Source organism: Streptomyces sp. NPDC014907 (genome assembly GCF_055562975.1).
In genome coordinates, this window is sequence record NZ_JBVHEG010000015.1 from 52,296 (window position 1) to 78,544 (window position 26,249).

Below are 26,249 nucleotides of genomic sequence, written 5' to 3' on the forward strand. Positions count from 1 at the left end.
CCCCTCTCCCTCGCAGGCGCGTCCGCGCCGCGGGCACGGCGGAGGCTACGCGGGCACGGCGGAGGATCGGTCGAGCGCGGCCCCCGCCCACCGCTCCGCCCCCGCTCCAGACGTGCTCCACCGGACGCGGGAACGATCACCACTCGGTTGTCCCGTCGACCCTGGAGGTGCCGTCGGCCGTGCCGAACCCCAACACACCCGAGGACCCGGTGGCGAATCCGGCCACACTGCTCCGCGACATGGTGCGCATCCGCCGCGTGGAGGAGGAGCTGGCGGACCTCTACCGCGACGAACAGGAGATGCGCACCCCGGTGCACTTCTCGGTCGGCCAGGAGGCCGCCGCCGTCGGCGTCTGCGCCGCCCTGCGCGAGGACGACCTCGTCTACACCGGACACCGCAGCCACGCCGCCTACCTGGCCAAGGGCGGCGACCTCACCGCCATGGTCGCCGAGCTCTACGGCAAGGAGACGGGCTGCTCGGCCGGGCGCGGGGGATCGGTCCACCTGACCGACCGGGCCGTCGGCTTCGCCGGGTCGGCGGCGATCCTCGGCGAGATGATCTCCGTGGCCACCGGCGCCGCGTGGGCCCTGGCCCGTCGGGGCTCCTCGCGGGTCGTGGTCACCTTCTTCGGGGACGGCGCCTCCGAGGAGGGCGTCTTCCACGAGTCCCTCAACTTCGCCGCCGTCCACCGCGTCCCGGTCGTCCTCGTCTGCGAGAACAACTCCTACTCGATCTCCTCCCCGCTCTCCGCCCGCCAGCCGGCGAACTCCGTCACCACGGGGATCACCGAACGGGCCCGGGCGTACGGGATCGAGGCCGAGCGGATCGACGGCAACGACGTCTCCCTCGTCCACGAGGCCGCCCTGCGGGCCACCGCCCACTGCCGGGCCGGCCGGGGCCCGTACCTCCTGGAACTGGACACCTACCGCTGGCGCGAGCACGTCGGCCCGGGCTTCGACACCGGCATCGACCGCCCCGGACCCGAGGTCGAGGCCTGGCTGGAACGCTGCCCGGTCCGCCGGAGCACGGCGGCGCTGCGCCCCGCCGTGCCCGACATCGAAGAGCGCGTCGCCCGCTGGGACGAGGAGTTCCGCGACGAGGCCCTGCTCGCGGTCACCGCCGCCAAGGCGGCACCCTTCCCCGACGTGGACCGGCTGACCGACGGGGCCTACGGGCGCCCGGCCGGCACGAGCTGACAGGAGAGCACGATGAGCCGGAAGCTCACGTACTGGCAGGCCATCGCCGAGGGAACCCTCCAGGCGATGGAGGCCGACCCGGGCATCGTCCTCGCCGGGCAGAACGTCGACGACCACAAGGGCTCCTACGGCACCACCCGCCCCGCGTTCGAACGCTTCGGCGCCGAACGGGTGATCGACACCCCCAACAGCGAGAACGCCGTCGCCGGCATCTGCGTCGGCGCCGCCGACCAGGGACTGCGCCCCCTCGTGGTGCACACCCGGGCCGACTTCATGTTCCTGGCCATGGACGCGATGATCAACCTGGCCTCCAAGTGGCGCTACATGTACGGGAACAAGGGCGGCGTGCCGGTCGTCATGCGCGGCGTCGTCGGCCGGGGCTGGGGCCAGGGGGCCACCCACTCGCAGAGCCTGCACGCGACGTTCGGCCACTTCCCCGGCCTCTACGTCGCCGCTCCCGCCTCCCCGGCCGACGCCAAGGGCCTGCTGGCCACCGCCCTGCGGACGGACACCCCCGTGGTGCTGATGGAGAACCGCTCCCTCTACCCCGTCGAGGGCGAGGTGCCCGAGGAACTCGTCCCCGTGCCCTTCGGAGTGGGCCGCATCGCCCGGCACGGCACCGACGTCACCGTGGTGGCCGCCTCGCTGATGGTCCACGAGGCCGAACGCGCCGCCGACCTGCTCGCCGAGCAGGGCATCGGCGTCGAGGTGGTGGACGTGCGCAGCATCCGGCCGCTGGACGAGGACATCATCTGCGCGTCGGCCGCCCGGACCGGCCGCGTCGTGGTGGCCGACACGAGCTGGGCGCGCTACGGCTTCTCGGCCGAGGTGGCCGCCGTGATCGCCGAACGCGTCCCGGGCGAACTGCGCGCACCGGTCCGCAGGGTCACTCCCCCCGACTGCCCCGCCCCCGTGTCCTGGCCGCTGGAGGAGGCGTTCCACCCCGGCGCCGAGAAGATCGCCCGGGCCTGCCTCGACCTGATGGGCTGGGACGGGACCGCCGTACCCGCCCTGACCGGGGTGGACGCCGGATTCGTCGGACCGTACTGACCCGGACCCGGACCTCCCCCGAACGAAAGGAACGAGACGTGGAACCGAGCGGACCGGCCGTGGTCGCCGAGGGCCTCCGCAAGAGCTACGGCACGACCCGGGTGCTCGACGGGCTCGATCTCGTCGTGCCGCGGGGGACGGTGTGCGGACTCCTGGGGCCCAACGGCGCCGGCAAGACCACCACCGTCGGCATCCTCTCCACCCTGCTGTCCCCGGACCGGGGCCGCGCCGAGGTCGCCGGCTTCGACGTCGTCCGGCAGGCGGCCAGGGTCCGCTACCGCATCGGACTCGTCGGCCAGCACGCGGCCCTCGACGAAGTCCTCAGCGGCCGCCAGAACCTGGTGATGTTCGGCCGGCTCCACCACCTTTCCCCGGCCGCCGCCCGCCGCCGCGCGGACGAGCTGCTGGAGCGCTTCCGCCTCACCGACGCCGGCGGCAAGCCGGTGAAGGACTGCTCCGGCGGCATGCGCCGCCGCCTGGACCTGGCGGCGAGCATGGTCCTGGCCCCGCCCGTGCTGTTCCTCGACGAGCCGACCACCGGCCTCGACCCGCGCAGCCGCAACGAGGTCTGGGACGCGGTCCGCGCCCTGGTCGACGGCGGCACCACCGTGCTGCTCACCACCCAGTACCTGGAGGAGGCCGACCAGCTCGCCGACAGCATCTCGGTCATCGACACCGGAAAGGTCATCGCCGAGGGCACACCGGAGCAGCTCAAGAGCCGCATCGGCGGCGACCGGATCGACGTCGTGGCCCGCCGCGCCGGCGAACTGGGAAGCACCGCCGCCGCCCTGGCCCGCGTCGGCGAGACGGAACCGGTCGTGAACGAGGACACCCGCCAGGTCAGCGTCCAGGTCCGCGACCGCGCCACCGCCCTGGCGGACGTCGTGCGCGCCCTGGACTCCGCCGGCATCGCCGCCGAGGACATCGCCCTGCGCAGACCCACCCTCGACGAGGTGTTCCTCCACCTCACCGGAACCGGCCGGCCGCCACGGGCGGACGCCGGACGGAACCCGAAGCCGGAGGTCGTGAAGGCATGAGCGTCACCGTCCCCGAACCCCCCGCCGGACCGCTGTCCCGGCTGCGCTGGGCGCTCGCCGACGGCTGGACCGTCACCCTGCGCGGACTGACCCACTGGACCCGCGAACCCGGCACGGTCATCAGCGCGATGCTCTTCCCCGTGATGATGGTCCTGATGTTCGGCTACTTCTTCGGTGGCGCGATGCGGGTCCCGGGGGGCGGCGACTACCGCGAGTTCCTCGTCCCGGGCATGTTCGTCATGACCATGGTCTTCGGGATGGGGGAGACGGTGGCCGCCGTCGCCGCCGACAAGAACCGCGGCGTCACCTCCCGCTTCCGCTCCCTGCCGATGGCCCCCTCGGCCGTCCTCGTCGGCCGCTGCGTCACCGACATGCTCAACTCGGTGCTCGGCCTCGCCGTGCTGTTCGCGGTCGGCCTCCTCATGGGGTGGGACGCGCACGGCACCGCCGGCGAGACCGCGGGCGCGATCGGCCTGCTCCTGCTGCTGCGCTTCGCCCTCACCTGGGTGGGCATCTACCTCGGGCTGCTCATGAGGGGCCCGGAGGGCATCACCATGGTGCAGACCCTCGAATTCCCCGTCGGCTTCCTGACCAGTGCCTTCGTCGCACCGGCCACGATGCCGGGCTGGCTTGGCACCCTCGCCGAGTGGAACCCGCTGTCCTCCACCGTCGCGGCCACCCGTGAGCTGTTCGGGAACCCGGGATGGGGCGGCGACTCCTGGATCGCGCAGCACGCCACCCCGATGGCCGTCGTCTGGCCCGTCGTCCTCTTCGCGGTCTTCTTCCCGCTGGCCGTCAACCGCTACCGCAACCTGACGAACTGACGGCCCACCGCCGTACCGACCCACCGAGGGGACAGCCGGACAGGCCGGCCCCGCCCCCCACCGCACCGACCACTCCAGGAGAACCAGATGGCCCTGCGCCCCCGAGCCCTGGCGGCAGCCGCCGCGGCCGCGCTTCTGCTGTCCCTGTCCGCGATCCCCGCGACCGCCTCCACCACGGGGGCCGCCCGCTCCGGCGGACCGGCCGGGACGAACTGCGCGCCGTTCACCTCCCGGGTGTCCGCCGCCGAGGACACCCCCGCCGACCAGCGGATCGCCGGCACCCTCTGCGCCCCGCGCGGCGCCCGCGCCACCACGGTCCAACTGCTGGTGCACGGCGGCACCTACGACCGGGACTACTGGACCGCCCGCGGCCGCACGGGCGGTCCCACCTACGTGGAGGCCGCCACCCGTGCCGGACACGCCACGCTGGCGTTCGACCGGCTGGGCACCGGTACCAGCTCCGCCCCGCACAGCTCCCGCTTCACCGAGACCACCCACGAGTGGGTGACCCTCCAGCTCGTCCGCGCCCTGCGCGACCGCGGCTACCGGAAGGTCGTCCTGGTCGGCCACTCCTTCGGCGCGACGGTGGCCCGCATGGTCGCGGTCAAGCACCCCGACGCCATCGACGGACTCGTCCTCACCGGCGAGGGCGCCCCGCCCAACCTGGCGGCGTTCGAGCGGATGGGGCACCTGTACATGCCCGCGGGGCAGCACCCGCTGCTGTCCTGGCGCCGCCTCGACGACGGCTACCTCGCCCTGCGGACCGGCGCCAAGGCCGACTGGTTCTACGACCGCCGGACCACCGAACCGCAGGTGCTGCTGCGCGACGAACTCGGCACCGAACCGAGCGTCTACCCCAACGATCCGGCCTACGGGGACATCTCCCTCAACGGGCGGATCCGGGTCCCGGTCCTCGTCGTCGTCGGCCAGAACGACAAGCTCATCTGCGGCGACCAGGGCGCCGACTGCTCCAGCCCCGCCGCCCTGAGGGCCGCCACCGCGCCCCTGTACGGGCCCCGGGCACGCCTGGAGACCCTCCTCGTTCCGGCCACCGGGCACAGCCTCAACATGCACCGCACCGCGCCCACGTGGTACCCCTACGTGCAGGACTGGACGAAGCGCCGGGTGAGCGGCGAGCGTTGACCGGACCGCGGAACCGGGGGGCGGAGCAGAGATGGTGTGGATGTCGCGTGAACAGGCGGGCCTGTTGGCGCAGTGCCCGGTGGTCTTCGAGGCGGGAGATCCGGCGCGCACCGGAAGGCTCGTCTTCCGGTACCCCGGCGTCCCGGCCGGGCGCGACTCCGGCGCACCGCCCCTCCCCGGCGAACCAGGGGAGGCCGATCTGGTCACCGCCGACGGCGGCACCCCCGCCGTACGCCGCTGCCCCGTCCTGCGGCTGACCGTCGCCGAGGCCCTGCCCGCCCTCACCCTGGCCCGCCGCCTCCACGCCGAAGCGGCCGACGGCGGTACGGCCGGCCCCGCCCCCAGCCCGTCCGCCGCGTTCTGGGGCGCCGCCACCGCCCTCGGCCTGCACCTCGCCGCCCGCGAACGGCTGCTCCCCGGCGTCTCCGCCACCGGCCACGACACCTGGCGCGCCGGTCCGCTCGCCCCGGAGGACAGCCGGCGGCTCCGCGAACTGGCCGCCGCGGCACCGGCCGAGGCGCTCGCGATCCCCCTGCCCGTCCCGCCGGGCGGGCCGCTGCTGCTGCCCGACGCCGCCACCCTGCTCCGCTCCTTCGTCGACGCGGTCGCCGACACCCTGCCGCGCACCGCCGCCGCCCCGGCCGCGGCCGGCCGCCAGGCCTTCGCCGCCTCCGAACCCCAGTACGTCCCCCAGCTGCGCGCCTGGGCGGAGGAGATCTCCGCCGGCATCGACTCGGGCGTACGGCTGGCCCTGCGCCTGGACCTGGTGCCCGCCACCGACGGCCGCCCGCCCGCCGTGCGCCTCGTGCCCCGGGTGACCAGCCGGGCCGACCCGACCCTCGGCGCCGACGCCGACGAACTGTTCGCCTCGGCCGAGGCGGCCGGGCTCGGACCGCGGGCCCAGGCCGACACGGTCCTCGCCGTACGAAGGGCCGCCGACGTCTGGCCGCCCCTCTCCCGCCTGCTGCCGGTGCCCTCCGCCCTCGACCTCACCGCCCGCGAGGTCCAGGACCTGCTCGGCGACGCCACCGGCCGGCTCGCCGCCCACGACATCGAGGTGCTCTGGCCCGAGGAAGCCGCCCGTTCCCTCACCGCGCACGTCGTCGTCGGCGGCGAACGGACCCCGCCCACCGACATCCGCTCCTTCTTCGGCGGCGACGGCACCGTCGACCTGCGCTGGCGGCTCGACCTCGACGGGCAGGCCCTCACCGAGGAGGAGACCGCCGGGATCGCCGCCGCCGAACAGCCGCTGGTCCTGCTGCGCGGCGACTGGGTGCTCATCGGCGCCGACGCCGCCCGCAAGGCCCGCGAACGCGACCTCAAGCCGCTCACCGCCATCGAGGCGCTCGCCGTCGCCCTCACCGGGTACACCGAGATCGGCGGCAAACAGGTGCGCGTCGCGCCCAGCACCTGGCTGCTCGCCCTGCGCCGGCGCCTGACCGAACCCGACGACGGCACCGGGGCGATCGAGCAGCCCGCCGCCCTCGCGGCCACCCTGCGCGACTACCAGCTGCGCGGCCTGCGCTGGATGCACCGCCTCACCTCGCTCGGCCTCGGCGGCTGCCTCGCCGACGACATGGGCCTGGGCAAGACCGTCCAGCTGATCTCGCTGCACCTGCTGCGCCAGGAGCACCCCGACAGCGCCGGCCCCACCCTCGTCGTCTGCCCCGCCTCCCTCCTCGGCAACTGGCAGCGCGAGATCGGCCGGTTCGCCCCCGGCACGCCCGTCCGCCGCTACCACGGACCCGGCCGCACCCTGGACGGCGCCGACTCCGGCTTCGTCCTCACCACCTACGGCACCATGCGCCTGGACGCCGAACGGCTCGGCGCGCACCGCTGGAGCACGGTCGTCGCCGACGAGGCCCAGCACGTCAAGAACCCGCACTCCAGCACCGCGAAGGCGCTGCGGCTCATCCCCGCCCACGCCAGGATCGCCCTGACCGGCACCCCGGTCGAGAACAACCTCTCCGAACTGTGGGCCCTCCTCGACTGGACGACCCCCGGACTCCTCGGCGGCCACGGCCACTTCCGCAGCCGCTGGATCGCCGCCATCGAGGCCGAGCACCGGGAACGCGCCGAGTTCGGACCGCCTCCGGGCGAGGAGGGGGAGTACGGCTCCACCGCGCGGCGACTGGCCGAACTGGTCCGCCCCTTCCTCCTGCGCCGCAAGAAGTCGGACCCCGGCATCGCCCCCGAACTCCCGCCCAAGACCGAGACGGACCGCCCGGTCGCCCTCACCCCCGAGCAGCGCTCCCTGTACGAGACCCAGGTCCGCGAGGTCATGGCGCGGATCAAGGCCACCGAGGGGATCGCCCGGAGCGGCCTGGTGCTCAAACTGCTCACCGGCCTGAAACAGATCTGCAACCACCCCGCGCAGTTCCTCAAGGAGACGGACGGCACCCGGCTGGCCGGCCGCTCCGGCAAGCTGGAACTCCTCGACGAACTGCTGGACACCATCGTCTCCGAGGGCGGGGCGGCCCTGGTCTTCACCCAGTACGTCACCATGGCCCGGCTCCTGGAGGCACACCTGCGCGAACGCGGCGTCCCCGCCCTGCTGCTGCACGGAGGCACCCCGGTGCCGCGCCGCGAGGAGATGGTCCGCCGCTTCCAGGACGGGGAGGTGCCCGTCTTCCTGCTCTCCCTCAAGGCCGCCGGCACCGGACTCAACCTCACCCGCGCCGACCACGTCGTGCACTACGACCGCTGGTGGAACCCCGCGGTCGAGGCCCAGGCCACCGACCGCGCCTACCGCATCGGGCAGACGCGCGCCGTCCAGGTGCACCGGATGATCGCCGAGGGCACCGTCGAGGACCGCATCGCCGCCCTGCTCGAAGCCAAGAAGGGCCTGGCGGACGCCGTACTGGGCTCCGGGGAACAGGCACTCACGGAACTGACCAACGACGAACTGGCCAACCTGGTCGAGCTGAGGAGCGCGGGATGAGCGGGGACGAGACGGGCGCGCGGGGCTTCCCGGCCTTCGCCGCGCGCCGGGGCAGCCGGGCACGCGGCCAGTCCTGGTGGGGCAGGGCCTGGGCGGACGCGCTGGAGGACACCTCCCTGGACGAGGAAGCGCTGAAGAAGGGCCGGGCCCACGCGCGCACCGGCCGGCTCGGACCGATCACGGTCAGCCCCGGACGCGTCTCCACCACCGGCTACGAGGGCGACTCCCCGTTCAGGACGGTGCTCACCCTGGAGCTGCTCGACGACGACGACTGGGACCTGCTCTGGGAGAAGACCGCCGAACGGCCGGACGTCGCCGACGGCGTCCTCGCCGGCGAACTGCCGCCCGACCTCCTGGAGGCCGCCGAGGACGCGCGGGTCCGGCTCCTGCCCGGCTACGGCGACCTGGAGGCGGACTGCGACTGCGACGCGTTCGACCACCCCTGCAAGCACGCGGCCGCGCTCTGCTACCAGACGTCCTGGCTGCTGGACGAGGACACGACGCTCCTCCTCCTGATGCGGGGGCGCGGCGCGGGGGAGGCGCGGGAGGAACTCCGGTCCGTCCTGATGATGCGGGCGATCCTCGGCGCCTCCGGCGACGAGGACGACACCGGCGAGGACGACACCGACGGGGCGGAGGAGGAGACCGGGACCGGGGAGGAGCCGGAGGCCACCGCGCCGCTGCCGGAGGGCACTCCCGCCGGGGAGGCGTTCGGGCGCGAGCCGGCGGCCCTGCCCGAGCTGCCGCCGCTGCCCGGACCGCCCCCCGGGCAGGACGCCTCCTCCACCGGGGCGGGAGCCGACCCGCTGGAACAGCTGGTCACCACCGCGGCCGTGCGCGCCCGCGAACTGCTCGCCTACACCCACGGCTTCACCGCCGAGCCGCCGGCACCCCTCGACCTCTGGCGGGACTGCGTACGGATCGCGGCGACCCGCCCCGACGCCCGCGTCCTGACCCGCCTTCGGGAGGCCTGCGGCAGCCCGGACCGGCTGGACCGCGCGGCCGAGGCGTGGCGACTGGGCGGGAGCGCGGGCCTGGACGTCCTGGAGGAGCCCTGGACGCCGCCCCTCCAGGACACCGCCCGGGCCCGCACCGCCCTCACCGCGGGCTGGGAACGGAACGAGCTCCCCGAGCTGGAGGTGCGGGACAACCGCTGGACGCTGGCCGGCAGCGGGCTCCAGCTCCGCTACGGCCGGGACGGCCGCTGGTACCCGTACCGGCGGGAGGGCGACCGGTGGTGGCCGGCCGCCCCGCCGTGCCAGGACCCGGCCGAAGCCCTCGCCGAGCTCCTCGACGGCTGAGGCCCGCGCCGGAGGACCCGGCCCGCCCGCGACGCCCGCGGGCGGGCCGGCGACGTTTCCGCGACACGCCCGGAACACCGCCGCAAGCCCCCGCGCGGGCCCGGGACGGACGGGTTCCGTCCCGGGCCCGCGCGCTACAGGTCCACCACGACCCGGTCGCCCAGGGCCCGCGAGACGCACGGGTACATCACGTCCGTACGCCCGCGCTCGGCGGGGGAGAGGACGTGGTCGCGGTGGTCGGGGACGCCCCGCAGCACGCGCAGCTCGCAACTGCCGCACAGGCCGTCCTCGCAGGAGGCGGAGAGACCGGGGGCCTCCTCCCGCAGCGCGTCCAGCGCCGACTGGTCGGCCCGCACGCCCACCACCGCGCCGGTGCTGCCGAGTTCCACCTCGAACGGCAGGTTCTCACCCGCAGCCGCGTCCGCCGGGGCCGCGAACCGCTCCAGGTGCAGGACCCCTCCGGGACAGGCGGTGTCCATCAGCTCCTCGACGGCCCGCGTCAGCCCGTCCGGACCGCAGCAGTACACCGCCGTGCCCGCCGGGCACGCCGACAGGTGCGCGGCGAGGTCGGGCCGGCCGGTCAGGTCGCGCGCGTACACGGAGACCCGTTCCGCGCCGTACCGCTCCAGCAGGGGCAGGAACGCCATGGAGGCGCGGCCGCGCCCCACGTACAGCAGCCGCCAGGGGGTGCCCCGCCGCCGGGCCTCCTCGATCATGGGCAGGAAGGGGACGATCCCGATGCCGCCCGCGACGAACAGGAAGGCGGGGGCGCCGACCAGCGGGAAGTGGTTGCGCGGCCCGCGCACGGCGAGCCGGTCGCCCACGGACAGGCCGTGGACCTCGGCCGAGCCGCCCCTGCCCGCCGGCTCCCGCAGCACCGCCACGTGATAGGCCGACCCGTCCGCGGGGTCGCCGTGCAGCGAGTACGGGCGCACCTTCCCCGAGGGCAGGACGAGGTCGATGTGCGCGCCCGGCCGCCACGGCGCGGTGGCCGCACCGGACACCGGAACCAGCCGCAGGCCCACGACGCCCTCGGCCGGCCGGTCGACGGCCTCGACGGTCACCGGGACGTCCCCGTCCCGGAACGGGGCGGCACCCGGCCCCGGAGCGGACCCGGCGGCCGGGGCGGGAGGACCCGCGAGGGCGCTCGCGTACCGGCGTCCCCGACGGGTGCGCCCCCACGGCTTGTAGACCGAGACGACGCCCACCAGGACCAGCACGCCGAAGACCGGCGGCACGGTCCAGGCGAGCAGGGTGCCCTCCGGGCCGGGCCGGTAGACCCCGTCCCCGGTCGCGGCCGCCTTCTCGGCGGCGGTCAGCACCAGCGGATGGGTGTAGACCCAGGCGAACACCGCGACGCCCAGGGTGAGCACCCACTTCACCACCAGCCACCGGTGGCGCATCAGGCCCCACGGCGTCCCGCATCCCAGCAGCACGCCGGTGGCCCCGCAGACCAGGCTGACCAGCGAGACGGTGCTCTCGTCGAAGACGTACATCGCGTAGTACGCGCCCTCGGCCACGCCCGGGTCCGAGGTCAGGAAGCCGATGAGCGCCAGCGTGGCCATCGACAGGGACAGGCCCAGCCAGCCGACCGACGACAGGACGTGCAGGACGAGGGTCAGTTTCCGCCCCCGGGGACTCAGCCGGAAGGGCTTCCGCGCCGCCGGGGCCGGGGCACCGGGCGGCCGTTCCTCCTTCGCGGACGGCTCCTCGGGCTCGTCGGTGCCGGAGGGGGGTCGGTGCCGGGTCGGGGTTGCCAAGGCTGCCTCGCTTTCGTCTCGCGTTCCGTGCCGGCGGTGCGCGTCGCGCACCGTCCGGGGGGTCGCCGGTGCGCCCGACGGCCCGTCCACCGTCGCGGCCGTCACTGGAGTCCCGCTCGCGCGCACGCGGACGGGGCTCGTTGCCGGACATGACGGCGGTCTCGACGACGGTCCCGCTCGCGCGCACGCGGACGGGGGCCGGAAACCGCCCGCGCGGTCTCCGGCCCCGCCGGGTGCCCGCCGCGGCGGACGTCCGGCCGTCAGGCCGCGGGCACGGGAATGTTCCCGAGGTACGCGGCGAAGGACCGCAGCCCCGGGTGCACGGCCCGCAGCGTCTCGATGTCCGCCCGATACCCGTGCTCCTGGAACCACTCGAACATCAAGGCGATGTCGGGGGCGTTGGGGATGTACGGGTTGTTCGCCACCGCGTCCAGCGGCAGCTCCTCGAACCGGGCCGGCAGGCCCGAGCGGGCCGAGAACGCCTCCGCGATCTCCGTCCCGGTCAGGGCGTCACCGGCGATCTCCACCGCCCGGCCCACGTACGCCTCCGGCCGGTCGAAGGCCTCGGCGGCGAACCAGCCGATGTCGTCGACCGCGATGAACTGCACCCGGGTGTCGGGCTTCAGCGCCAGCCGCACCACCAGCGTGCCGTCCACCCGCTCGGGCCCGTGGGCGGCGAAGTTGTCCATGAAGAACGTCGGGCGCAGCACCGTCAGCGGCACGCCCGTCCCCTCCAGGTACCGCTCGATGCCCCGCTTGGAGTCGAAGTGCGGCACCCCGCTCTCCCGCTCCGCGCCGCCCACCGACGTGTACACCACATGGCCGGTCCCGGCCGCCTTCGCGGCCCGCGCGAGCGCCCGGCCCTGGCGGACCTCACCCCCCAGCCCGGCCGGGGTCATGAAGTTCTGCACGGCGAACAGGCCGTGGAACCCTTCCAGCGCCGGCCGCAGCGAGGCCTCGTCGTCCAGGTCGCCGCGGACCAGTTCCACCCCCAGGTCCGCGAGCGCCCGGGCCCGTTCGGAGGCCGGGTCCCGCACCAGCGCGGCCACCGGCCGGCCGCGGCGGACCAGTTCGCGCGCCACCGCCCCGCCCTGCAGACCGGTCGCACCGGTCACCAGGATCCTGCTCATCTGACCATCCCCTTCGGAGGCGTTTTCCGGCTGTTCAGCGGAACAGGGCCGCGTTCTCCGCGGCCCACCGGCGGTAGGGGCGCGGCTCGCGCCCGGTGAGGTCGCGCACCGCACCGGTGGGCCTGGCCCACGGCACCTCGGGACTGCGCAGGGCCGCCACGTTGCCCTCGGCGGCCGGGCGGTCCCCGGTGATCCCGGCGAACACGTCCACCACCTCCTCGGGCGGCGCCACCGAGAACTCCAGCTCCCGTCCCAGCACGTCGCCCAGGATGCGGGCCTGCTCCTCGGAGGTCAGCGTCTCCGGGCCGGTGAGCAGGTACGACTTCCCGAGGTGGCCGTCCCGCGTGAGCGCCACCACCGCGACCGAGGCGATGTCGTACTCGTCGATCGGAGCGCCGGGATTGTTGCCGATCCAGCAGCGCACCGAGCCCGACTCGCGGACCGTGCGGATCCACCAGGAGGTGTTGGCGTGGAACGGGCCCGGCCGCAGGAAGGTCCACGGCACCCCGGACTCCTCGATCACCACCTCGGCCGTCCGGTGCTCCTCCGCGATGCCGTGCGGTACCGGGTGCTCGATGCCGGCGGAGGACAGCAGCACGATCCGGGAGGTGCCGGCCGCGCGGGCGGCGGCCGCCACGTGGGCGGCCTCACCGCCGACGTCGCCGGAGAGCACCACCAGGGCCGCGGTGACCCCGTCGAAGGCGGCCGTCAGCGAGGCGGGGTCGGCGGGACTGCCCGCCACCACGTCCACGCCCCCGGGCATGCCCGCCTCCTCGGGGCTGCGGCTCAGCGCGCGGACCGGGTGGCCCAGCGCGAGCAGCTGGTCGACGGCCTCGCGGCCGACCTTTCCTGTGGCTCCGGTGACCAGGAACACGGTTCAGTCCCTCCAGCCCCGCGGCTCCGGCCACGGGGAGCCGAGCTGCCGGTAGGTGCCCTGGTAGTCCGGCCAGTCCCGGTGGTCGCGGATCTTGCCGTCGACGAAGCGGAAGAGGTGGATCTGCTCGCCGGAGAAGACCCGGCCGGTGGGGGCCATGCCGACGAGGTCCCCCACGTGACGGCCGTACAGGACGAGGTGCGCGCGCACCCAGTCCCCGCGCTCCTCCAGCAGCACCTCCTCCAGCCTGGCCTCCTCCGAGAACGTCATCCGCAGCCACTTGACGGCCATGGCGAAGGAGTCGGGACCGCGCAGGTCCATGTGCTCCAGGGCGGCCGGATTCAGGTAGTCCGGGTGGACGTATTCCGCCACGTCGTCGGTCTTCCCGGTGTTGTACGCCTGGATCATCCGGCGCACGGCATCTGTCTGACTGCTCATCGCGTTCCTTCCGCAGAATGTTTCTTCGGTCCTCCGGGTCCTTCGCAATCCTGCTGGGCGGGAAGCCGTCCGGACAACCACCTGGAATACCCCGGAAAGGAATTCGACGGAGCGTGCAGCGGGATTCGAGCGAATGTCCAGCAGAACTCCGCGACCGGACCGCGGAGAGCCTCCCTCAAGCGCCGCTCGGGCAGCCGTCGAGTGGTCCGGGAAAAGGTCGGGGCATCCATGACCCCGACGGAGGTAGACCCATGACCACACAGACCAGCACGGCGGCCCTCGTCACCGGCGGCACCAGCGGGATCGGACTGGCCGTGGTGCGCGACCTCGCCCGCCGCGGTCACCGGGTCTTCCTCTGCGCCCGGACCGAGCGGCAGGTCGAGGAGACGGTGGCGGAACTGCTCGCCGAGGGCCTGGAGGTGGCCGGCACCGCCGCCGACGTCCGCGACCCCGAGTCGGTCCGGGCGCTCGTCGCGACCGCCGTGGAGACCTTCGGCCCGATCGGCGTCCTCGTCAACAACGCCGGCCGCAGCGGCGGCGGCCCCACCGCCGACCTCACCGACGAGCTGTGGGACGACGTCGTCGCCACCAACCTCACCAGCGTCTTCCGGCTGACCCGGGAGGTCCTCAGGAACGGCGGCATGCGGGAGTCCGGCCGCGGCCGGATCATCAACATCGCCTCCACCGCCGGCAAGCAGGGCGTCGTCCTCGGGGCCCCCTACTCCGCCTCCAAGCACGGCGTCGTGGGTTTCACCAAGGCCCTCGGCAACGAGCTCGCCCCCACCGGCATCACCGTCAACGCCGTCTGCCCGGGATACGTCGAGACCCCGATGGCCCAGCGCGTGCGCTCCGGCTACGCGGCCGCGTACGACACCTCCGAGGAGCAGATCCTGCGGAAGTTCACCGCCAAGATCCCGCTCGGCCGCTACTCCACCCCGGAGGAGGTCGCCGGCCTGGTCGGCTACCTGACCACCGACACGGCCGCCTCCCTCACCTCCCAGGCCCTCAACGTCTGCGGCGGTCTCGGCAACTTCTGACCGCGGGAGGGACGGGCCCGGCGGCGCCGCGCCCCGCCCGTACGGGGAGAACGCCGTCCGGGAGCCCGGCCCGGCCCCGCCGCCCCGTCCGCGGCGGATTTCCGCGCGCGTCGCCGCAATCCCTTCCGGCGGCCTCCCGGATTCCCTTGGAATTCCACTCGCATTCGAGACGGAGAAAATGGTTCGGGGGGCCGATGAAGTGAAGTCGGGAGACACCGAAAGGTCTTCGGTGGGACGATTCTCCGGTACGGCCCGAGTCAGGATCGAGCGCTTCGGACGAACCTGGGAACGCGACGCCGGACATGTCCGGAAGACGCTGACGAAAGGGCCCGCATGAGCATCGTCGAAGAACGTCCGCCGACGAACGGCGGTACGCGTCCGCCGGCCTCCGGGAGCACGCCGGACCGTCCGCCCGGGCCCGCCGGCGCGGCGGCGTCGACGGCGCTGGCGATGGCCTCGATCCGAATCTCCCGGGGAAACCCCACCCCCGAGGAGACGGCGGCCGTCGCCGCCCTGCTCATGGCCGGCCTGTGCCGGCTCCACGAGACCGGCCCGTCCGGCGAACCCCGGACCCGCCGGCTGCCCCACCGGCCCGGGCCGGCGTACCGCGCGCCGGGCACCTGGGCCTCCTGACGGCGCCCGGCCCGCCGGTCCCGCGCGGCCCACGCCGAGGACGCCGCCCCGGCCGGGCGGCCCCGCCCGGTCCCCACGAGAGTCCGGAGCACGTCCCGCAACGTCTGGAGAACCATGTCCCGTCGCCCGTTCACCTCGGAGTCCGTCACCGAGGGGCATCCCGACAAGATCGCTGACCAGATCAGCGACACCATTCTCGACGCGTTGCTGCGTGAGGACCCGACCTCGCGCGTGGCGGTCGAGACGCTGATCACGACCGGTCTGGTGCATGTCGCCGGTGAGGTGACCACCAAGGCGTGGGCGGACATTCCCACCCTGGTGCGCAACAAGATCCTGGAGATCGGTTACGACTCCTCGAAGAAGGGCTTCGACGGCGCTTCGTGCGGTGTGTCGGTGTCCATCGGGTCGCAGTCGCCGGACATCGCGCAGGGCGTGGACACCGCCTACGAGAAGCGGGTGGAGGGTGCCTCCGGGAGGGAAGGGGGCGACGAGCTGGACCGGCAGGGGGCCGGTGACCAGGGTCTGATGTTCGGTTACGCGTCGGACGAGACGCCGGAGCTGATGCCGTTGCCGGTGCACGTGGCGCACCGGCTCTCGCGCCGGCTGACCGAGGTCCGCAAGAACGGGACGATTCCCTATCTGCGTCCGGACGGCAAGACGCAGGTCACCATCGAGTACGACGGTGACAAGGCGGTGCGTCTGGACACGGTGGTGGTGTCCTCGCAGCACGCCAGTGACATCGATCTGGAGTCGCTGCTGGCGCCGGACATCCGTGAGTTCGTGGTCGAGCACGTGCTGGCGGGACTGGTGGAGGACGGCATCAAGCTGGACACCGAGGGCTACCGGCTGCTGGTGAACCCGACGGGGCGTTTCGAGATCGGCGGGCCGATGGGCGACGCGGGTCTGACCGGCCGGAAGATCATCATCGACACCTACGGCGGGATGGCCCGGCACGGTGGTGGCGCGTTCTCGGGCAAGGATCCCTCGAAGGTGGACCGCTCGGCGGCCTACGCGATGCGCTGGGTGGCGAAGAACGTGGTGGCCGCGGGTCTGGCGGCGCGCTGCGAGGTGCAGGTCGCCTACGCGATCGGCAAGGCGGAGCCGGTGGGTCTGTTCGTGGAGACCTTCGGGACCCACACGGTGGAGCCGGAGCGGATCGAGAACGCGATCGGGGAGGTCTTCGACCTGCGTCCGGCCGCGATCATCCGTGATCTGGACCTGCTGCGCCCGATCTACGCGCAGACCGCGGCCTACGGTCACTTCGGCCGTGAGCTGCCCGACTTCACCTGGGAGCGCACCGACCGCGTCGACGCCCTCAAGAAGGCCGCCGGACTCTGACTCTCCCCGGGCTCCGCGAGGAGGCGTCCCGGAACCCCCGCCGGCCGTGGCGGAGCGCGACGACCCCGGCGCCGGACCCACCCGACAGCAGACCTCCCCACAGCCCCGGAGGAAACCAGTGACCCTCAGTGACCTCTCCCCGGTCCGCACCCAGGACCGCGCCGCGGAACTGGCCGACATCAGGGCCCGGGCCGTCGCCGGACCCGGCCCCGACGCCACCGAACGACAGCACGCCAAGGGCAAGCTGACGGCGCGGGAACGCCTGGAGGCGCTCCTCGACGAGGGCTCGTTCCACGAGATCGAGGCACTGCGCCGGCACCGCGCCACCGGATTCGGCCTGGAGGGCAAGAAGCCCTACACCGACGGGGTCGTCACCGGCTGGGGCACCGTCCACGGCCGGACCGTCTTCGTGTACGCGCACGACTTCCGCATCTTCGGCGGCGCCCTCGGCGAGGCCCACGCACAGAAGATCCACAAGGTGATGGACCTCGCGCTGGCCGCCGGCGCCCCACTGGTCTCCCTCAACGACGGCGCGGGCGCCCGCATCCAGGAGGGCGTCACCGCCCTCGCCGGCTACGGCGGCATCTTCCGCCGCAACACCCGCGCCTCGGGGGTCGTCCCGCAGATCTCCGTGATGCTGGGCCCCTGCGCCGGCGGCGCCGCGTACTCCCCGGCCCTGACCGACTTCGTGTTCATGGTGCGCGGGACCTCGCAGATGTTCATCACCGGCCCCGACGTGGTCCGCGCGGTCACCGGCGAGGAGATCACCCAGAACGGGCTCGGCGGCGCCGACGTCCACGCGGCGGTGTCCGGCGTGGCGGCCTTCGCCTACGACGACGAGGAGAGCTGCCTGGAGGACGTGCGCTTCCTGTTGTCCCTGCTGCCCTCCAACAACCGGGAGACCGCGCCCCGCGAGGAGACCGCCGACCCCGCCGACCGGCGCACCGACGCCCTCCTCGACCTCGTCCCCGCCCACCCGAACCAGGCCTACGACATCCGCGCGGTCATCGAGGAGATCGCCGACGACGGCGAGTACTTCGAGGTCCAGCCGGCCTGGGCGCAGAACGTGGTCTGCGCCCTGGCCCGCTTCGACGGCCACGTCACCGGGATCGTCGCCAACCAGCCGGCCGCGATGGCCGGAGTGCTCGACATCCACGCGAGCGAGAAGGCCGCCCGCTTCGTCCAGTTCTGCGACGCCTTCAACATCCCGCTGGTCACCCTCGTGGACGTACCCGGCTTCCTGCCCGGCGTCGACCAGGAGCACAGCGGCATCATCCGGCACGGGGCCAAACTGCTGTACGCGTACTGCAACGCCACCGTCCCGAGGGTCCAGCTGATCCTGCGCAAGGCCTACGGCGGCGCCTACATCGTCATGGACTCGCGCTCCATCGGCGCCGACATCTCCCTGGCCTGGCCCACCAACGAGATCGCGGTGATGGGCGCCGAGGGCGCCGCCAACGTCATCTTCCGCCGGGAGATCGAGGCGGCCGAGGACCCGGACGCCGAACGGGCGCAGAAGATCAAGGAGTACAGGACCGAGCTGATGCACCCCTACTACGCGGCCGAGCGGGGCCTGGTGGACGACGTCGTCGATCCGGCCGAGACCCGCTCCGCGCTCATCGGCGCGCTCGCGATGCTGCGGACCAAGTACGCGGACGCCCCGTCCCGCAAACACGGCAACCCCCCGGTGTGACGGCACGGGGCGGGGCGGCACACCGGCCCCGCCCCCGGCCGCCCCCGTCGGCCTCGCCCGCCCGGCCCCGCCCCGCCCCCGGCCGCCCGGTTCGACCCGCGTCCCAGCGGGCCTCGAGCGCGTCCGCCTAGCGTGGGACGCATGAAGGCTCTCGTCCTCTCCGGAGGCTCCGGTACCCGCCTGAGGCCCATCACCCACACCTCGCCCAAACAGCTGGTGCCCGTGGCGAACAAACCGGTTCTGTACTACGTGCTCGAGGACATCGTGGCCGCCGGCCTCACCGAGGTCGGGATCGTGGTGGGGGAGACCGCCGACGAGATCCAGGACGCGGTCGGCGACGGCTCGAAGTTCGGGCTGCGGGTGACCTACCTGCCCCAGCGGATGCCCCTCGGCCTCGCGCACGCCGTCCTGATCGCCCGGGACTTCCTCGGCGACGACGACTTCGTGATGTACCTGGGCGACAACTTCGTCGTCGGCGGCATCGCGGGACTCGTCGACGAGTTCCGCGCCGAACGGCCCGACGCCCGCATCCTGCTCACCCGGGTCCCCGACCCGAGCGCCTTCGGCGTCGCCGAACTCGACGCCGAAGGACGGGTGGTGGGGCTCGAGGAGAAACCCCGGCAGCCCAAGAGCGACCTCGCCCTCGTCGGCGTCTACCTCTTCACCCCGGCGGTCCACGAGGCCGTGCGGGCCATCGAACCCTCCTGGCGCGGCGAGCTGGAGATCACCCACGCCATCCAGTGGCTGATCGACCACCGGCGCGACGTCCGTTCGACCACCATCCGCGGCTACTGGAAGGACACCGGGAACGTCACCGACATGCTCGAGGTGAACAGGACCGTCCTGGAGGGCATCGAGGCGCGCAACGAAGGCTGCGTCGACGGGGCCAGCGAGGTGATCGGCCGGGTCAGGATAGACGCGGGCGCCCGGATAAGGGGCTCCCGCATCGTCGGCCCGGCCGTCATCGGCGCCAACACGCTGATCAGCGATTCCTACGTCGGCCCCTACACCTCCATCGCCGACGGCTGCCGGATCGAGGACACCGAGATCGAGTACTCCATCGTGCTGCGCGACGCCCGCCTCAGGGGGGTGCGCCGGGTCAGGGCCTCCCTCGTCGGCCGCAACGTGACCGTCACCCCGGCCCCGCGGGTGCCCTCCAGCAACAGGCTCGTCCTCGGCGACCACAGCGAGGTGGAGATCGCGTCATGAGCACCACGTCCCTCCTCGTGACCGGCGGCGCGGGATTCATCGGCTCCCACTACGTCCGCACCCTGCTCGGCCCGCACGGCGCCGACGACGTGACGGTCACCGTCCTCGACAAGCTCACCTACGCCGGGCACCCCGGCAACCTGGCCGCCGTCGCGGACGACGACAGGTTCACCTTCGTGCGCGGCGACATCTGCGACGCCCCGCTGGTGGGCGAACTGGCCGCCGCCCACGACCAGATCGTGCACTTCGCCGCCGAGTCGCACGTCGACCGCTCCATCGCGGGCGCCGCCGACTTCCTCCACACCAACGTGACCGGGACCCACACCCTCCTCGACGCCGCGCTGCGGCACGGCGTGGAGACGTTCGTCCACATCTCCACCGACGAGGTGTACGGCTCGATCGACGCGGGCTCCTGGCCGGAGACGGCCCCGGTCAGCCCCAACTCCCCCTACTCGGCCACCAAGGCGTCCAGCGACCTCATCGCCCTCGCCCACCACCGCACCCACGGCCTGGACGTCAGGGTCACCCGGTGCTCCAACAACTACGGCCCCCACCAGCACCCCGAGAAGGTCGTCCCGCTGTTCATCAGCGCCCTCCTGGACGGAAAGCCGGTGCCGCTGTACGGCGACGGCGGCAACGTCCGCGACTGGCTCCACGTCGACGACCACGTACGCGGCATCGAGCTGGTGCGCCGCGGCGGGCGCGGGGGCGAGGTGTACAACATCGGCGGGGGCACCGAACTCACCAACAGGGAACTGACCGGACTGCTCCTGGAAGCCTGCGGAGCCGGCTGGGACAGCGTGCGCCACGTCCCCGACCGCAAGGGCCACGACCGGCGCTACTCCGTGGACCACACGAAGATCACCGAAGAGCTCGGCTACCACCCGGCCAAGGACTTCCACGCCGGCCTCGCCGAAACCGTCGACTGGTACCGCCGCCACCGCGGCCGGTGGCGGACCCCGGCGGCCTGACCCGCCCGGCGGCACCGGCCCGGTCCGGCCGCCGGGGCGTCCTCCCCCTGCCGCATCCGGCGGCCGGCCGCTACCGTGGGGACATGGCACGGGAAATCCGCATCGAGATCAGCGACGAGGCGTACGAGGCACTGGAACGCGTCGCGGCCGAGAAGCACCTGCCCGCCGAGAACTACGCGGGCCGGGTGCTGGACGCCGACCTGACCCGTGCCCGGTTCGTCGAAGGGGCCCGCTCCTTCGTCACCGAGCACGGCCCGGCCTTCGCCGAGCGGTTCGGCCGCCCCGCCGACGCCGCCTGAGCCCGCGTGTTCCTCCGGATCGACCTGTCCTGGCTCCTGGACGTCGCCCAGCGGGAGATCCCCGGCGACCCGGGGATCTTCGACTGGGGCGCGCTCGAGGCGGCCCGGGCGCGCCACGCCTTCCGCGTGATGGACGTCCCCGTCTACGAGCAGCCGCACCACCGCGCGGCCGCCCTCCTGGAACAGCTCGTCCGCGTCCCGGCCCTGGAACACTCCAACGAGCTGTACGGCGTGGCCGTGGCCGCCGCCTACCTGCACGCCTGCGGACAGCCGGTCGGCGTCACGGCGGAGGAGGCCATCGACCTCGTCGAGCAGGTGGCCGAAAGCCGCATCGACGTCCGGCAGCTCGCCGCGGCCCTGAAGCGATGGACCCGCTGACCGACGCCGACGGGGCCCCGGTACGGGCGGGCCCCCGCCCCGGGGCCCCGGCGCGGGCGGGCCCCGCCCCGGAGGCCGGGAGGGGGACGGCCCGCGTGCCGGCCGGCGGGGCGTCAGCCGCCGCCCGTCAGGTTCCGCTCGAAGACGCCCGTGAGCCGCGCTCCCTCGCGGTCGGCCCCTCGGCGCCCCCGTTCCGCCCCCACCGAGGCCTTCTCCAGCCGCAGCCGCGCCGTACGCCCGCGCAGCGTCAGGGTCATCAGCTGGTTGCCGAACCAGGGGCCGCCGGTGCGCCCCCACCGGATCGCGGGCCTCTCGACCCGTCCGTGGCGGGCGAGGAGGTGCCCGATCCCCCGGGCGAGCCGGCTCCAGCCGAAACGGAACCCGCCCCGTATGGCCGCGGGCACCGAGTTGTGCAGCGGTGAGCAGGTGAACTGGAAGACGCGCGAGCGCGGCTGCCGCCCGGCGGTCCAGACGGGCTCCGCGACGTACGCGTGGTGCACGTCCCCGGAGAGCACGCACACCGTCGCCGGGGCGGCGTCGCCCCGGCCCACCTCGGCGACCGTCTCCGTCAGGCTCGCGAACGACGAGGCGAACGCCGCCCAGTGCTCCAGGTCCGCCCGCCGGCGCAGCCACTCGCCCAGGCGGGCCCAGCGCGGCCCGCGCTCGCCCCGGCACAGCGCCGCGTTCCAGCTCTCCGCGAAGTGGACCATCGGGGGCAGCAGCCACGGGAGCGAGGTCCCGATCAGCAGGTGGTCGACGCCGCCGGGCTCGTCGAACGCCTGCTCCCGCAGCCAGGCCGCCTCCCCCGCGTCCAGCATCGACCGGTGCCGCTCCTCCAGCACCCGCGCGGCCCGGGTGTCGACCATCAGCAGCCGGGTGCGGCCGAAGTCCCTGCGGTAGCTCCAGCGCACCGACGCCGGGTCGGCGTCGGCACGCCGGGCGAACGCGCGCAGCACCTCCGCGCCGTCGTCGGCCGCCAGCACCTCCGCGTACAGCTTGTCCTCGGCGAGCTCGGCGGGGGAGAGGTTCCCGAGGTGCTGGTAGACCCAGTACGACATCAGACCGCCGGTGATCCGCTCCTGCCACCAGGACGTCGCCCGCATGTCGGCCACCCAGGCGGCGCTCGTGTTCCAGTCGTCGACGATGTCGTGGTCGTCGAAGACCATGCAGCTGGGCACGGTCGAGAGCAGCCAGCGCAGTTCGGGGTCGCCCCAGGACTCGTCGTAGAGGTGGGTGTACTCCTCGTAGTCGGCGACCTGGTCCGGCGGGGCGGCGGAGCCGGTGCCCGCCGCCCGCCGGTGCCGGGCGATCCAGGCACGGGTGCCGGCGGACGTCTCGTCCGCGTACACCTGGTCGCCCAGCAGGAGGAGGACGTCCGGGCGGTCGGCCCCCGGGTCGGCGGCGAGCCGGGCGGAGAGGGTGTCGAGGACGTCGGGCCCCACCGGGTCGGGCTCGCCCGCGGCGGGCGCCGCCCACCGGCACGAGCCGAAGGCGACCACCGCGCCCGTCGCCGGGACCGGCGGCGTGCGGATGGTGCTGGGCGGCAGGGACGAGTCCGCCGGGGGCCACACCCGCTCGCCGTCGAGCAGCACCTCGTACGCCGTGTCCGACCCGGGGACGAGCCCGGTCACGACCACCAGCGCGTAGTGGTGCCCGGCGACCTGGAACGACGGGGCCGAACCCCCGGCACCGCCCGGGCACCGGACCTCCGCCGTGCACGCCCGGTCGGCCTCGACCCACACCGTCGCGCTCGTGCCCGACTCCCAGTCCACGTAACGCAGGAGCGGCCCCAGCCTCAGACCGGCCATCACGAGTCCCCTTCCGGCGCTCCGCACGGTACGGAGCGGCCCCTCCGTACAGTACGGAACGACGGCGCGAACGGCGCTGTCCCGAAGCCGGCCGCCCGCGACCGCCCGGTCCCGCCGCCCGCCCTCACCAGGAGTTTCCCGGACGAAGCGGGCGAGCCCCCGGAAGCCGCCCCGCCGCCCCGCCGCCGCCGCGGGCGGCGTTCCCGGCACCGGGCGGAGCCGGCCCCGTGAACCCGGCTTGACCCTCACGTCGCGTGAGGCCGGAGGGTGGGGCGCATGAGCGACTACTACAACGCCTTCGAGATGAGCCCCGTGCCCCCGCCCGGCCCGGACGCGGTCGCGCCGGAACCCTTCCGCGGCATCTACGGGATGCCGGCGTTCGTGACGATCCCCACGAACGACCTCGCGGCCTCGGTGGACTTCTGGGTGCGTGGACTCGGATTCTTCGAACTGTTCGCCATCCCCGGGCAGCTCGTGCACCTGCGCAGGTGGGCGTTTCAGGACGTCCTCCTCGTCTCGTCGGAGAACGTCCCGGAGCGGCCGCCGGCGATGGGCGTCAGTTTCTCGTGTGTGCTCGGCCAGGTCGATTCCCTCGTCGAGGCCTGTCGCGCGCTGCGCCCCGACGCGGTCGACGGACCGCGGGACACCCCCTGGAACACCCGCGACGTGGAGGTGATCACCCCGGAGAACGCGCGGATCGTCCTCACCGCCGCCAAGCCCCTCGACCCGGCCGGCCAGGAGGCGCGGAACCTCGAGGCGATCGGGATCACTCCACCGGACGCCGACCGCGGGGACAATGGGAAACATGTTTGATGCCGACGCCGACGTCCCTGCCGACGGCCTGACCGTCGGCCAGGTCTCGACGCGCCTGGGCGTCACGGTCCGTGCGCTGCACCACTGGGACGAGATCGGCCTGGCCCGGCCGTCGCTGCGCACGGCCGCCGGATACCGGCTCTACACCGCCTGTGATCTGGAACGTCTCCACCGCGTCGTCGTCTACCGCGAACTCGGGCTCGGTCTGGACGGGATACGGGCCGTCCTGGACGACGCCGCCGTCGACGTGCCCGGCGCGTTGCGCGCGCAGCGCGGTCAGGTCGAGGAACGGATCGAACGCCTCCGGCGGCTCGGCGACGGTCTGGACCGCATGATCGACGCGCACGAGCGCGGCCTGCTGCTGACCGCGGAGCAGCAGGCCGCGGTCTTCGGTCCGGGATGGAACCCGGACTGGTCCGCCCAGGCCCGCCGGCACTACGGGGACACGACGCAATGGCGGCAGTACGCCGAGGGCTCCGCCTCCCGGGGCCCGGAGGAATGGCAGGCCGTCGCCGACGCCACGGCCGACTTCGAACGAGCCCTCGGCGACGCGATGGACGCCGGCGTCACACCGGGCAGCCCGGAGGCGGGACGACTCGTCGAACGACACCGCGAGGTCTTCGCCCCGTATTTCCCCCTCTCCCGGCAGATGCAGGTCTGCCTCGCCCGCAGGTACGAGGCCGATCCGGGTTTCGCCGCCCACTACGACGGCGTTCGCACCGGCCTCGCCGCCTGGTTCCGCCGCCTCGTCGACGCCGACGCACGCGCCCACGGCATCGACCCCGACACCGCGACCTGGCGGTAGAAGCAGCGGGCCGGAGCGAACTTCCCCTGAACCCTCACGAAAACCGTTGACGGTGTGACCGCCGGCATCGGGTCCGCGCCTCGTCGCGGGAGACGGGGCGCCGTCCCGTCCGGCGGTCCGCGACGACGGGCAAAGGCACCGGCGACGGTGGTGAGGGTGAGGAGACGGCCGTCCTCGCGTTCGTGACGGCGCTGGGCCGGGGTGGTCGAGCCGGAAACGCCGCGCTCGACGGTCCACCGAAGCCGCCCCGGTCGCAGGGAGGGGAGGTGGACAGCGGTGGAGGGGGGCGGACAGCACCGCCGTCCCGCGACCGTGCCGCCGACCGCGCGGGCGGGCGCCGGCGGACCGGCTTCAGTCCTCCTGCCCGGGCCCGATGACCGTGAGCCCCACCTGCGCGGCGAGCCAGTGGGCGTACGGCTCGTTTCTCTGGCGGCCGTCGAAGACGGCGCTCCGGACGTGGACGAGGACGGTGTGGTCGTCGGCGGGTTCGTGGAGAGCGCGGCTGCGGGTGTTGAAGAGGAGCGTCACCTCGGCGTGCTTGGAATCGCCGTGGAATCCAGCCTCCGGCGCGTCCGGCCAGCACAGCGAATGCCAGTTGATCGCGCCCGCGTTCGGCCCGATCGCCGCGGTGAAGGCGTCCTCGACACTGCCGATCGGCAGGTCCGATGTGCCCCACTCCACCGGCAGCCGCCCCTCGAACGCGGCTTCCCCGGCCGGCAGGTCGCCCGCCGGGACACCGAAGACGAAGGCGGGCTGCTCCTCGAACGGTATCCCTTCGAATTCCCCCCTCCGGGACGCCCCGCGGAACCACCCCTCGGGCAGGGCCTTCGCCGCCCGCCGGACCTCGGCGACGGAGAAGAGCTCCGCGTACGCGGCGACTTCGGAGGACTCGCAGCGGCCGAACTCCATGAGACGGCGTGCGGTGCGCAGGGCGAGTTCCGGATCGGGGGTGCGGAAGACGGGGTAAGCAATATCGTGGGACACCCGACGACTGTCCCACGTCCCGGCGCGCCGCAGGACGCCGGCAGACGAAACGACCGGTCAGGCCGCCCGCTCGGACCGGCTTTCCAGCAGGAGTCCGGCGAGCACGAGCAGCAGCGAGAACGCTGCCGTCGCGGCCAGGGGCGTCAGCTCCGTCACCAGCGAACCCGCGAGGGTGAGGAACTGCACCGCCGCCGCCACGAGGAACGGACGGGTCGCTGCCGGTCCACCCCGCAGGGTTCGCGTCATTCCGCGCAGAGTCCAGATGTTCGACGCGGTGACGACGGCTCCGGCCGCGAGGGACGCGAGGACGAACAGGCCGGAGCCTTCCGCGGGCACCTCGGAGTCGTCAGGACCGATTCCGCCGGCGAAGACCGGAAGGAACCAGAGGAGATAGGTGGCGCTGAGAAAAGCCTGGCCCGCGAGGACGAGCAGCGCGATCACCAGCGTGAGCCGACGGGCGGGGTTCATTCTCTGCTCTCCGTATCGGGACGTGACGTGACGAGGCCTCCGTCGCTGACGGGCGGGGGCACCGGAAGCGGACGGTGGCGGAGGCCTGCTCGAACGCCGGATCGGACCCCACCCTCCGG

24 protein-coding genes are annotated in these 26,249 nt (G+C 73.8%); 17 read left to right on the forward strand and 7 right to left on the reverse strand.

Annotation, left to right across the window (positions count from 1 at the left end):
* Positions 1–179: 179 nt before the first annotated feature.
* The 7 genes from ACZ3IL_RS27375 (at position 180) to ACZ3IL_RS27405 (ending at position 9,492) form a co-directional block, all read left to right on the forward strand.
* Positions 180–1,196 (forward strand): thiamine pyrophosphate-dependent dehydrogenase E1 component subunit alpha, encoded by a 1,017-nt coding sequence (locus ACZ3IL_RS27375; protein ID WP_467394515.1) that lies wholly within the window; start codon positions 180–182, stop codon positions 1,194–1,196.
* 12 nt (positions 1,197–1,208) lie between these two features.
* Positions 1,209–2,246, forward strand: a complete 1,038-nt coding sequence (locus ACZ3IL_RS27380) for an alpha-ketoacid dehydrogenase subunit beta (protein ID WP_467394517.1) — start codon at positions 1,209–1,211, stop codon at positions 2,244–2,246.
* 38 nt (positions 2,247–2,284) lie between these two features.
* Entirely contained in the window at positions 2,285–3,283 is a 999-nt protein-coding gene (locus ACZ3IL_RS27385; protein WP_467394519.1) for an ATP-binding cassette domain-containing protein, read from the forward strand.
* Positions 3,280–4,107, forward strand: coding sequence for an ABC transporter permease (locus ACZ3IL_RS27390; RefSeq protein ID WP_467394521.1), 828 nt, complete (start codon positions 3,280–3,282; stop codon positions 4,105–4,107). Before ACZ3IL_RS27385 ends, ACZ3IL_RS27390 begins: the two co-directional genes overlap by 4 nt.
* Positions 4,108–4,194: 87 nt before the next feature.
* Positions 4,195–5,250: an alpha/beta hydrolase gene (locus tag ACZ3IL_RS27395; RefSeq protein ID WP_467394523.1), complete on the forward strand. Its 1,056-nt coding sequence runs from the start codon at positions 4,195–4,197 to the stop codon at positions 5,248–5,250.
* A 31-nt stretch (positions 5,251–5,281) separates the two neighbouring features.
* A complete protein-coding gene (locus ACZ3IL_RS27400; RefSeq protein ID WP_467394525.1) occupies positions 5,282–8,191 on the forward strand; it encodes a DEAD/DEAH box helicase in 2,910 nt (969 codons plus the stop codon).
* A complete protein-coding gene (locus ACZ3IL_RS27405) occupies positions 8,188–9,492 on the forward strand; it encodes an SWIM zinc finger family protein (protein WP_467394527.1) in 1,305 nt (434 codons plus the stop codon). Before ACZ3IL_RS27400 ends, ACZ3IL_RS27405 begins: the two co-directional genes overlap by 4 nt.
* 134 nt (positions 9,493–9,626) lie before the next feature.
* Here the strand turns inward: ACZ3IL_RS27405 and ACZ3IL_RS27410 are convergent, their stop codons facing one another.
* From ACZ3IL_RS27410 to ACZ3IL_RS27425, 4 genes are all read right to left on the reverse strand, one after another.
* Entirely contained in the window at positions 9,627–11,252 is a 1,626-nt protein-coding gene (locus tag ACZ3IL_RS27410) for a PDR/VanB family oxidoreductase (protein WP_467394529.1), read from the reverse strand.
* 260 nt (positions 11,253–11,512) lie between these two features.
* The gene (locus tag ACZ3IL_RS27415) at positions 11,513–12,382 is read right to left on the reverse strand and encodes an NmrA/HSCARG family protein (RefSeq protein ID WP_467394531.1); all 870 of its coding nucleotides are present in this window, start codon (positions 12,380–12,382) and stop codon (positions 11,513–11,515) included.
* A gap of 34 nt (positions 12,383–12,416) precedes the next feature.
* A complete protein-coding gene (locus tag ACZ3IL_RS27420; protein WP_467394533.1) occupies positions 12,417–13,256 on the reverse strand; it encodes an NAD(P)H-binding protein in 840 nt (279 codons plus the stop codon).
* 3 nt (positions 13,257–13,259) lie between these two features.
* The gene (locus tag ACZ3IL_RS27425; RefSeq protein ID WP_467394535.1) at positions 13,260–13,694 is read right to left on the reverse strand and encodes a SnoaL/DnrD family polyketide biosynthesis methyl ester cyclase; all 435 of its coding nucleotides are present in this window, start codon (positions 13,692–13,694) and stop codon (positions 13,260–13,262) included.
* A 251-nt stretch (positions 13,695–13,945) separates the two neighbouring features.
* On the opposite strand from ACZ3IL_RS27425, the gene fabG reads away from it, so the two are divergent.
* From fabG to ACZ3IL_RS27465, 8 genes are all read left to right on the forward strand, one after another.
* Positions 13,946–14,731, forward strand: coding sequence for a 3-oxoacyl-ACP reductase FabG (gene fabG, locus ACZ3IL_RS27430; protein WP_467394537.1), 786 nt, complete (start codon positions 13,946–13,948; stop codon positions 14,729–14,731).
* Between the two features lie 333 nt (positions 14,732–15,064).
* A complete protein-coding gene (locus ACZ3IL_RS27435) occupies positions 15,065–15,364 on the forward strand; it encodes an acyl-CoA carboxylase epsilon subunit (protein WP_467394539.1) in 300 nt (99 codons plus the stop codon).
* A gap of 114 nt (positions 15,365–15,478) precedes the next feature.
* A complete protein-coding gene (gene metK, locus ACZ3IL_RS27440; protein WP_467394541.1) occupies positions 15,479–16,702 on the forward strand; it encodes a methionine adenosyltransferase in 1,224 nt (407 codons plus the stop codon).
* 118 nt (positions 16,703–16,820) lie between these two features.
* Positions 16,821–18,395, forward strand: a complete 1,575-nt coding sequence (locus ACZ3IL_RS27445; protein ID WP_467394544.1) for an acyl-CoA carboxylase subunit beta — start codon at positions 16,821–16,823, stop codon at positions 18,393–18,395.
* 141 nt (positions 18,396–18,536) lie between these two features.
* The gene (locus ACZ3IL_RS27450) at positions 18,537–19,604 is read left to right on the forward strand and encodes a glucose-1-phosphate thymidylyltransferase (protein WP_467394546.1); all 1,068 of its coding nucleotides are present in this window, start codon (positions 18,537–18,539) and stop codon (positions 19,602–19,604) included.
* Entirely contained in the window at positions 19,601–20,575 is a 975-nt protein-coding gene (gene rfbB, locus ACZ3IL_RS27455; protein WP_467394548.1) for a dTDP-glucose 4,6-dehydratase, read from the forward strand. The genes ACZ3IL_RS27450 and rfbB overlap by 4 nt, the downstream gene beginning before the upstream one ends.
* 83 nt (positions 20,576–20,658) lie before the next feature.
* Complete coding sequence (locus ACZ3IL_RS27460) at positions 20,659–20,874, forward strand: hypothetical protein (RefSeq protein WP_467394550.1); 216 nt, start codon at positions 20,659–20,661, stop codon at positions 20,872–20,874.
* Positions 20,875–20,880: 6 nt separating this feature from the next.
* The gene (locus ACZ3IL_RS27465) at positions 20,881–21,252 is read left to right on the forward strand and encodes a fic family toxin-antitoxin system, toxin component (RefSeq protein WP_467394552.1); all 372 of its coding nucleotides are present in this window, start codon (positions 20,881–20,883) and stop codon (positions 21,250–21,252) included.
* Between the two features lie 113 nt (positions 21,253–21,365).
* Here the strand turns inward: ACZ3IL_RS27465 and ACZ3IL_RS27470 are convergent, their stop codons facing one another.
* Positions 21,366–23,060: an alkaline phosphatase D family protein gene (locus ACZ3IL_RS27470; RefSeq protein ID WP_467394554.1), complete on the reverse strand. Its 1,695-nt coding sequence runs from the start codon at positions 23,058–23,060 to the stop codon at positions 21,366–21,368.
* 276 nt (positions 23,061–23,336) lie between these two features.
* Between ACZ3IL_RS27470 and ACZ3IL_RS27475 the strand changes: the two genes are divergently transcribed.
* Positions 23,337–23,873, forward strand: coding sequence for a VOC family protein (locus ACZ3IL_RS27475; protein ID WP_467394556.1), 537 nt, complete (start codon positions 23,337–23,339; stop codon positions 23,871–23,873).
* Entirely contained in the window at positions 23,866–24,678 is an 813-nt protein-coding gene (locus ACZ3IL_RS27480; protein WP_467394558.1) for a MerR family transcriptional regulator, read from the forward strand. Before ACZ3IL_RS27475 ends, ACZ3IL_RS27480 begins: the two co-directional genes overlap by 8 nt.
* A gap of 351 nt (positions 24,679–25,029) precedes the next feature.
* On the opposite strand, the gene ACZ3IL_RS27485 is transcribed toward ACZ3IL_RS27480, so the two are convergent.
* On the reverse strand, positions 25,030–25,662 hold the full coding sequence (locus tag ACZ3IL_RS27485) for a hypothetical protein (RefSeq protein ID WP_467394560.1): 633 nt from the start codon (positions 25,660–25,662) through the stop codon (positions 25,030–25,032).
* A 57-nt stretch (positions 25,663–25,719) separates the two neighbouring features.
* Positions 25,720–26,130 (reverse strand): hypothetical protein, encoded by a 411-nt coding sequence (locus ACZ3IL_RS27490; protein WP_467394562.1) that lies wholly within the window; start codon positions 26,128–26,130, stop codon positions 25,720–25,722.
* Positions 26,131–26,249: the final 119 nt, after the last annotated feature.

Coding starts and splice junctions, on each gene's coding strand:
- ACZ3IL_RS27380 (WP_467394517.1), top strand. CDS start 1,209: ATGAGCCGGAAGCTCACGTACTGGCAGGCCATCGCCGAGGGAACCCTC.
- ACZ3IL_RS27470 (WP_467394554.1), bottom strand. CDS start 23,060: ATGGCCGGTCTGAGGCTGGGGCCGCTCCTGCGTTACGTGGACTGGGAG.
- ACZ3IL_RS27475 (WP_467394556.1), top strand. CDS start 23,337: ATGAGCGACTACTACAACGCCTTCGAGATGAGCCCCGTGCCCCCGCCC.
- ACZ3IL_RS27400 (WP_467394525.1), top strand. CDS start 5,282: ATGGTGTGGATGTCGCGTGAACAGGCGGGCCTGTTGGCGCAGTGCCCG.
- rfbB (WP_467394548.1), top strand. CDS start 19,601: ATGAGCACCACGTCCCTCCTCGTGACCGGCGGCGCGGGATTCATCGGC.
- ACZ3IL_RS27415 (WP_467394531.1), bottom strand. CDS start 12,382: ATGAGCAGGATCCTGGTGACCGGTGCGACCGGTCTGCAGGGCGGGGCG.
- ACZ3IL_RS27450 (WP_467394546.1), top strand. CDS start 18,537: ATGAAGGCTCTCGTCCTCTCCGGAGGCTCCGGTACCCGCCTGAGGCCC.
- metK (WP_467394541.1), top strand. CDS start 15,479: ATGTCCCGTCGCCCGTTCACCTCGGAGTCCGTCACCGAGGGGCATCCC.
- ACZ3IL_RS27435 (WP_467394539.1), top strand. CDS start 15,065: ATGAGCATCGTCGAAGAACGTCCGCCGACGAACGGCGGTACGCGTCCG.
- ACZ3IL_RS27405 (WP_467394527.1), top strand. CDS start 8,188: ATGAGCGGGGACGAGACGGGCGCGCGGGGCTTCCCGGCCTTCGCCGCG.
- ACZ3IL_RS27425 (WP_467394535.1), bottom strand. CDS start 13,694: ATGAGCAGTCAGACAGATGCCGTGCGCCGGATGATCCAGGCGTACAAC.
- ACZ3IL_RS27390 (WP_467394521.1), top strand. CDS start 3,280: ATGAGCGTCACCGTCCCCGAACCCCCCGCCGGACCGCTGTCCCGGCTG.
- fabG (WP_467394537.1), top strand. CDS start 13,946: ATGACCACACAGACCAGCACGGCGGCCCTCGTCACCGGCGGCACCAGC.
- ACZ3IL_RS27395 (WP_467394523.1), top strand. CDS start 4,195: ATGGCCCTGCGCCCCCGAGCCCTGGCGGCAGCCGCCGCGGCCGCGCTT.
- ACZ3IL_RS27490 (WP_467394562.1), bottom strand. CDS start 26,130: ATGAACCCCGCCCGTCGGCTCACGCTGGTGATCGCGCTGCTCGTCCTC.
- ACZ3IL_RS27460 (WP_467394550.1), top strand. CDS start 20,659: ATGGCACGGGAAATCCGCATCGAGATCAGCGACGAGGCGTACGAGGCA.
- ACZ3IL_RS27480 (WP_467394558.1), top strand. CDS start 23,866: ATGTTTGATGCCGACGCCGACGTCCCTGCCGACGGCCTGACCGTCGGC.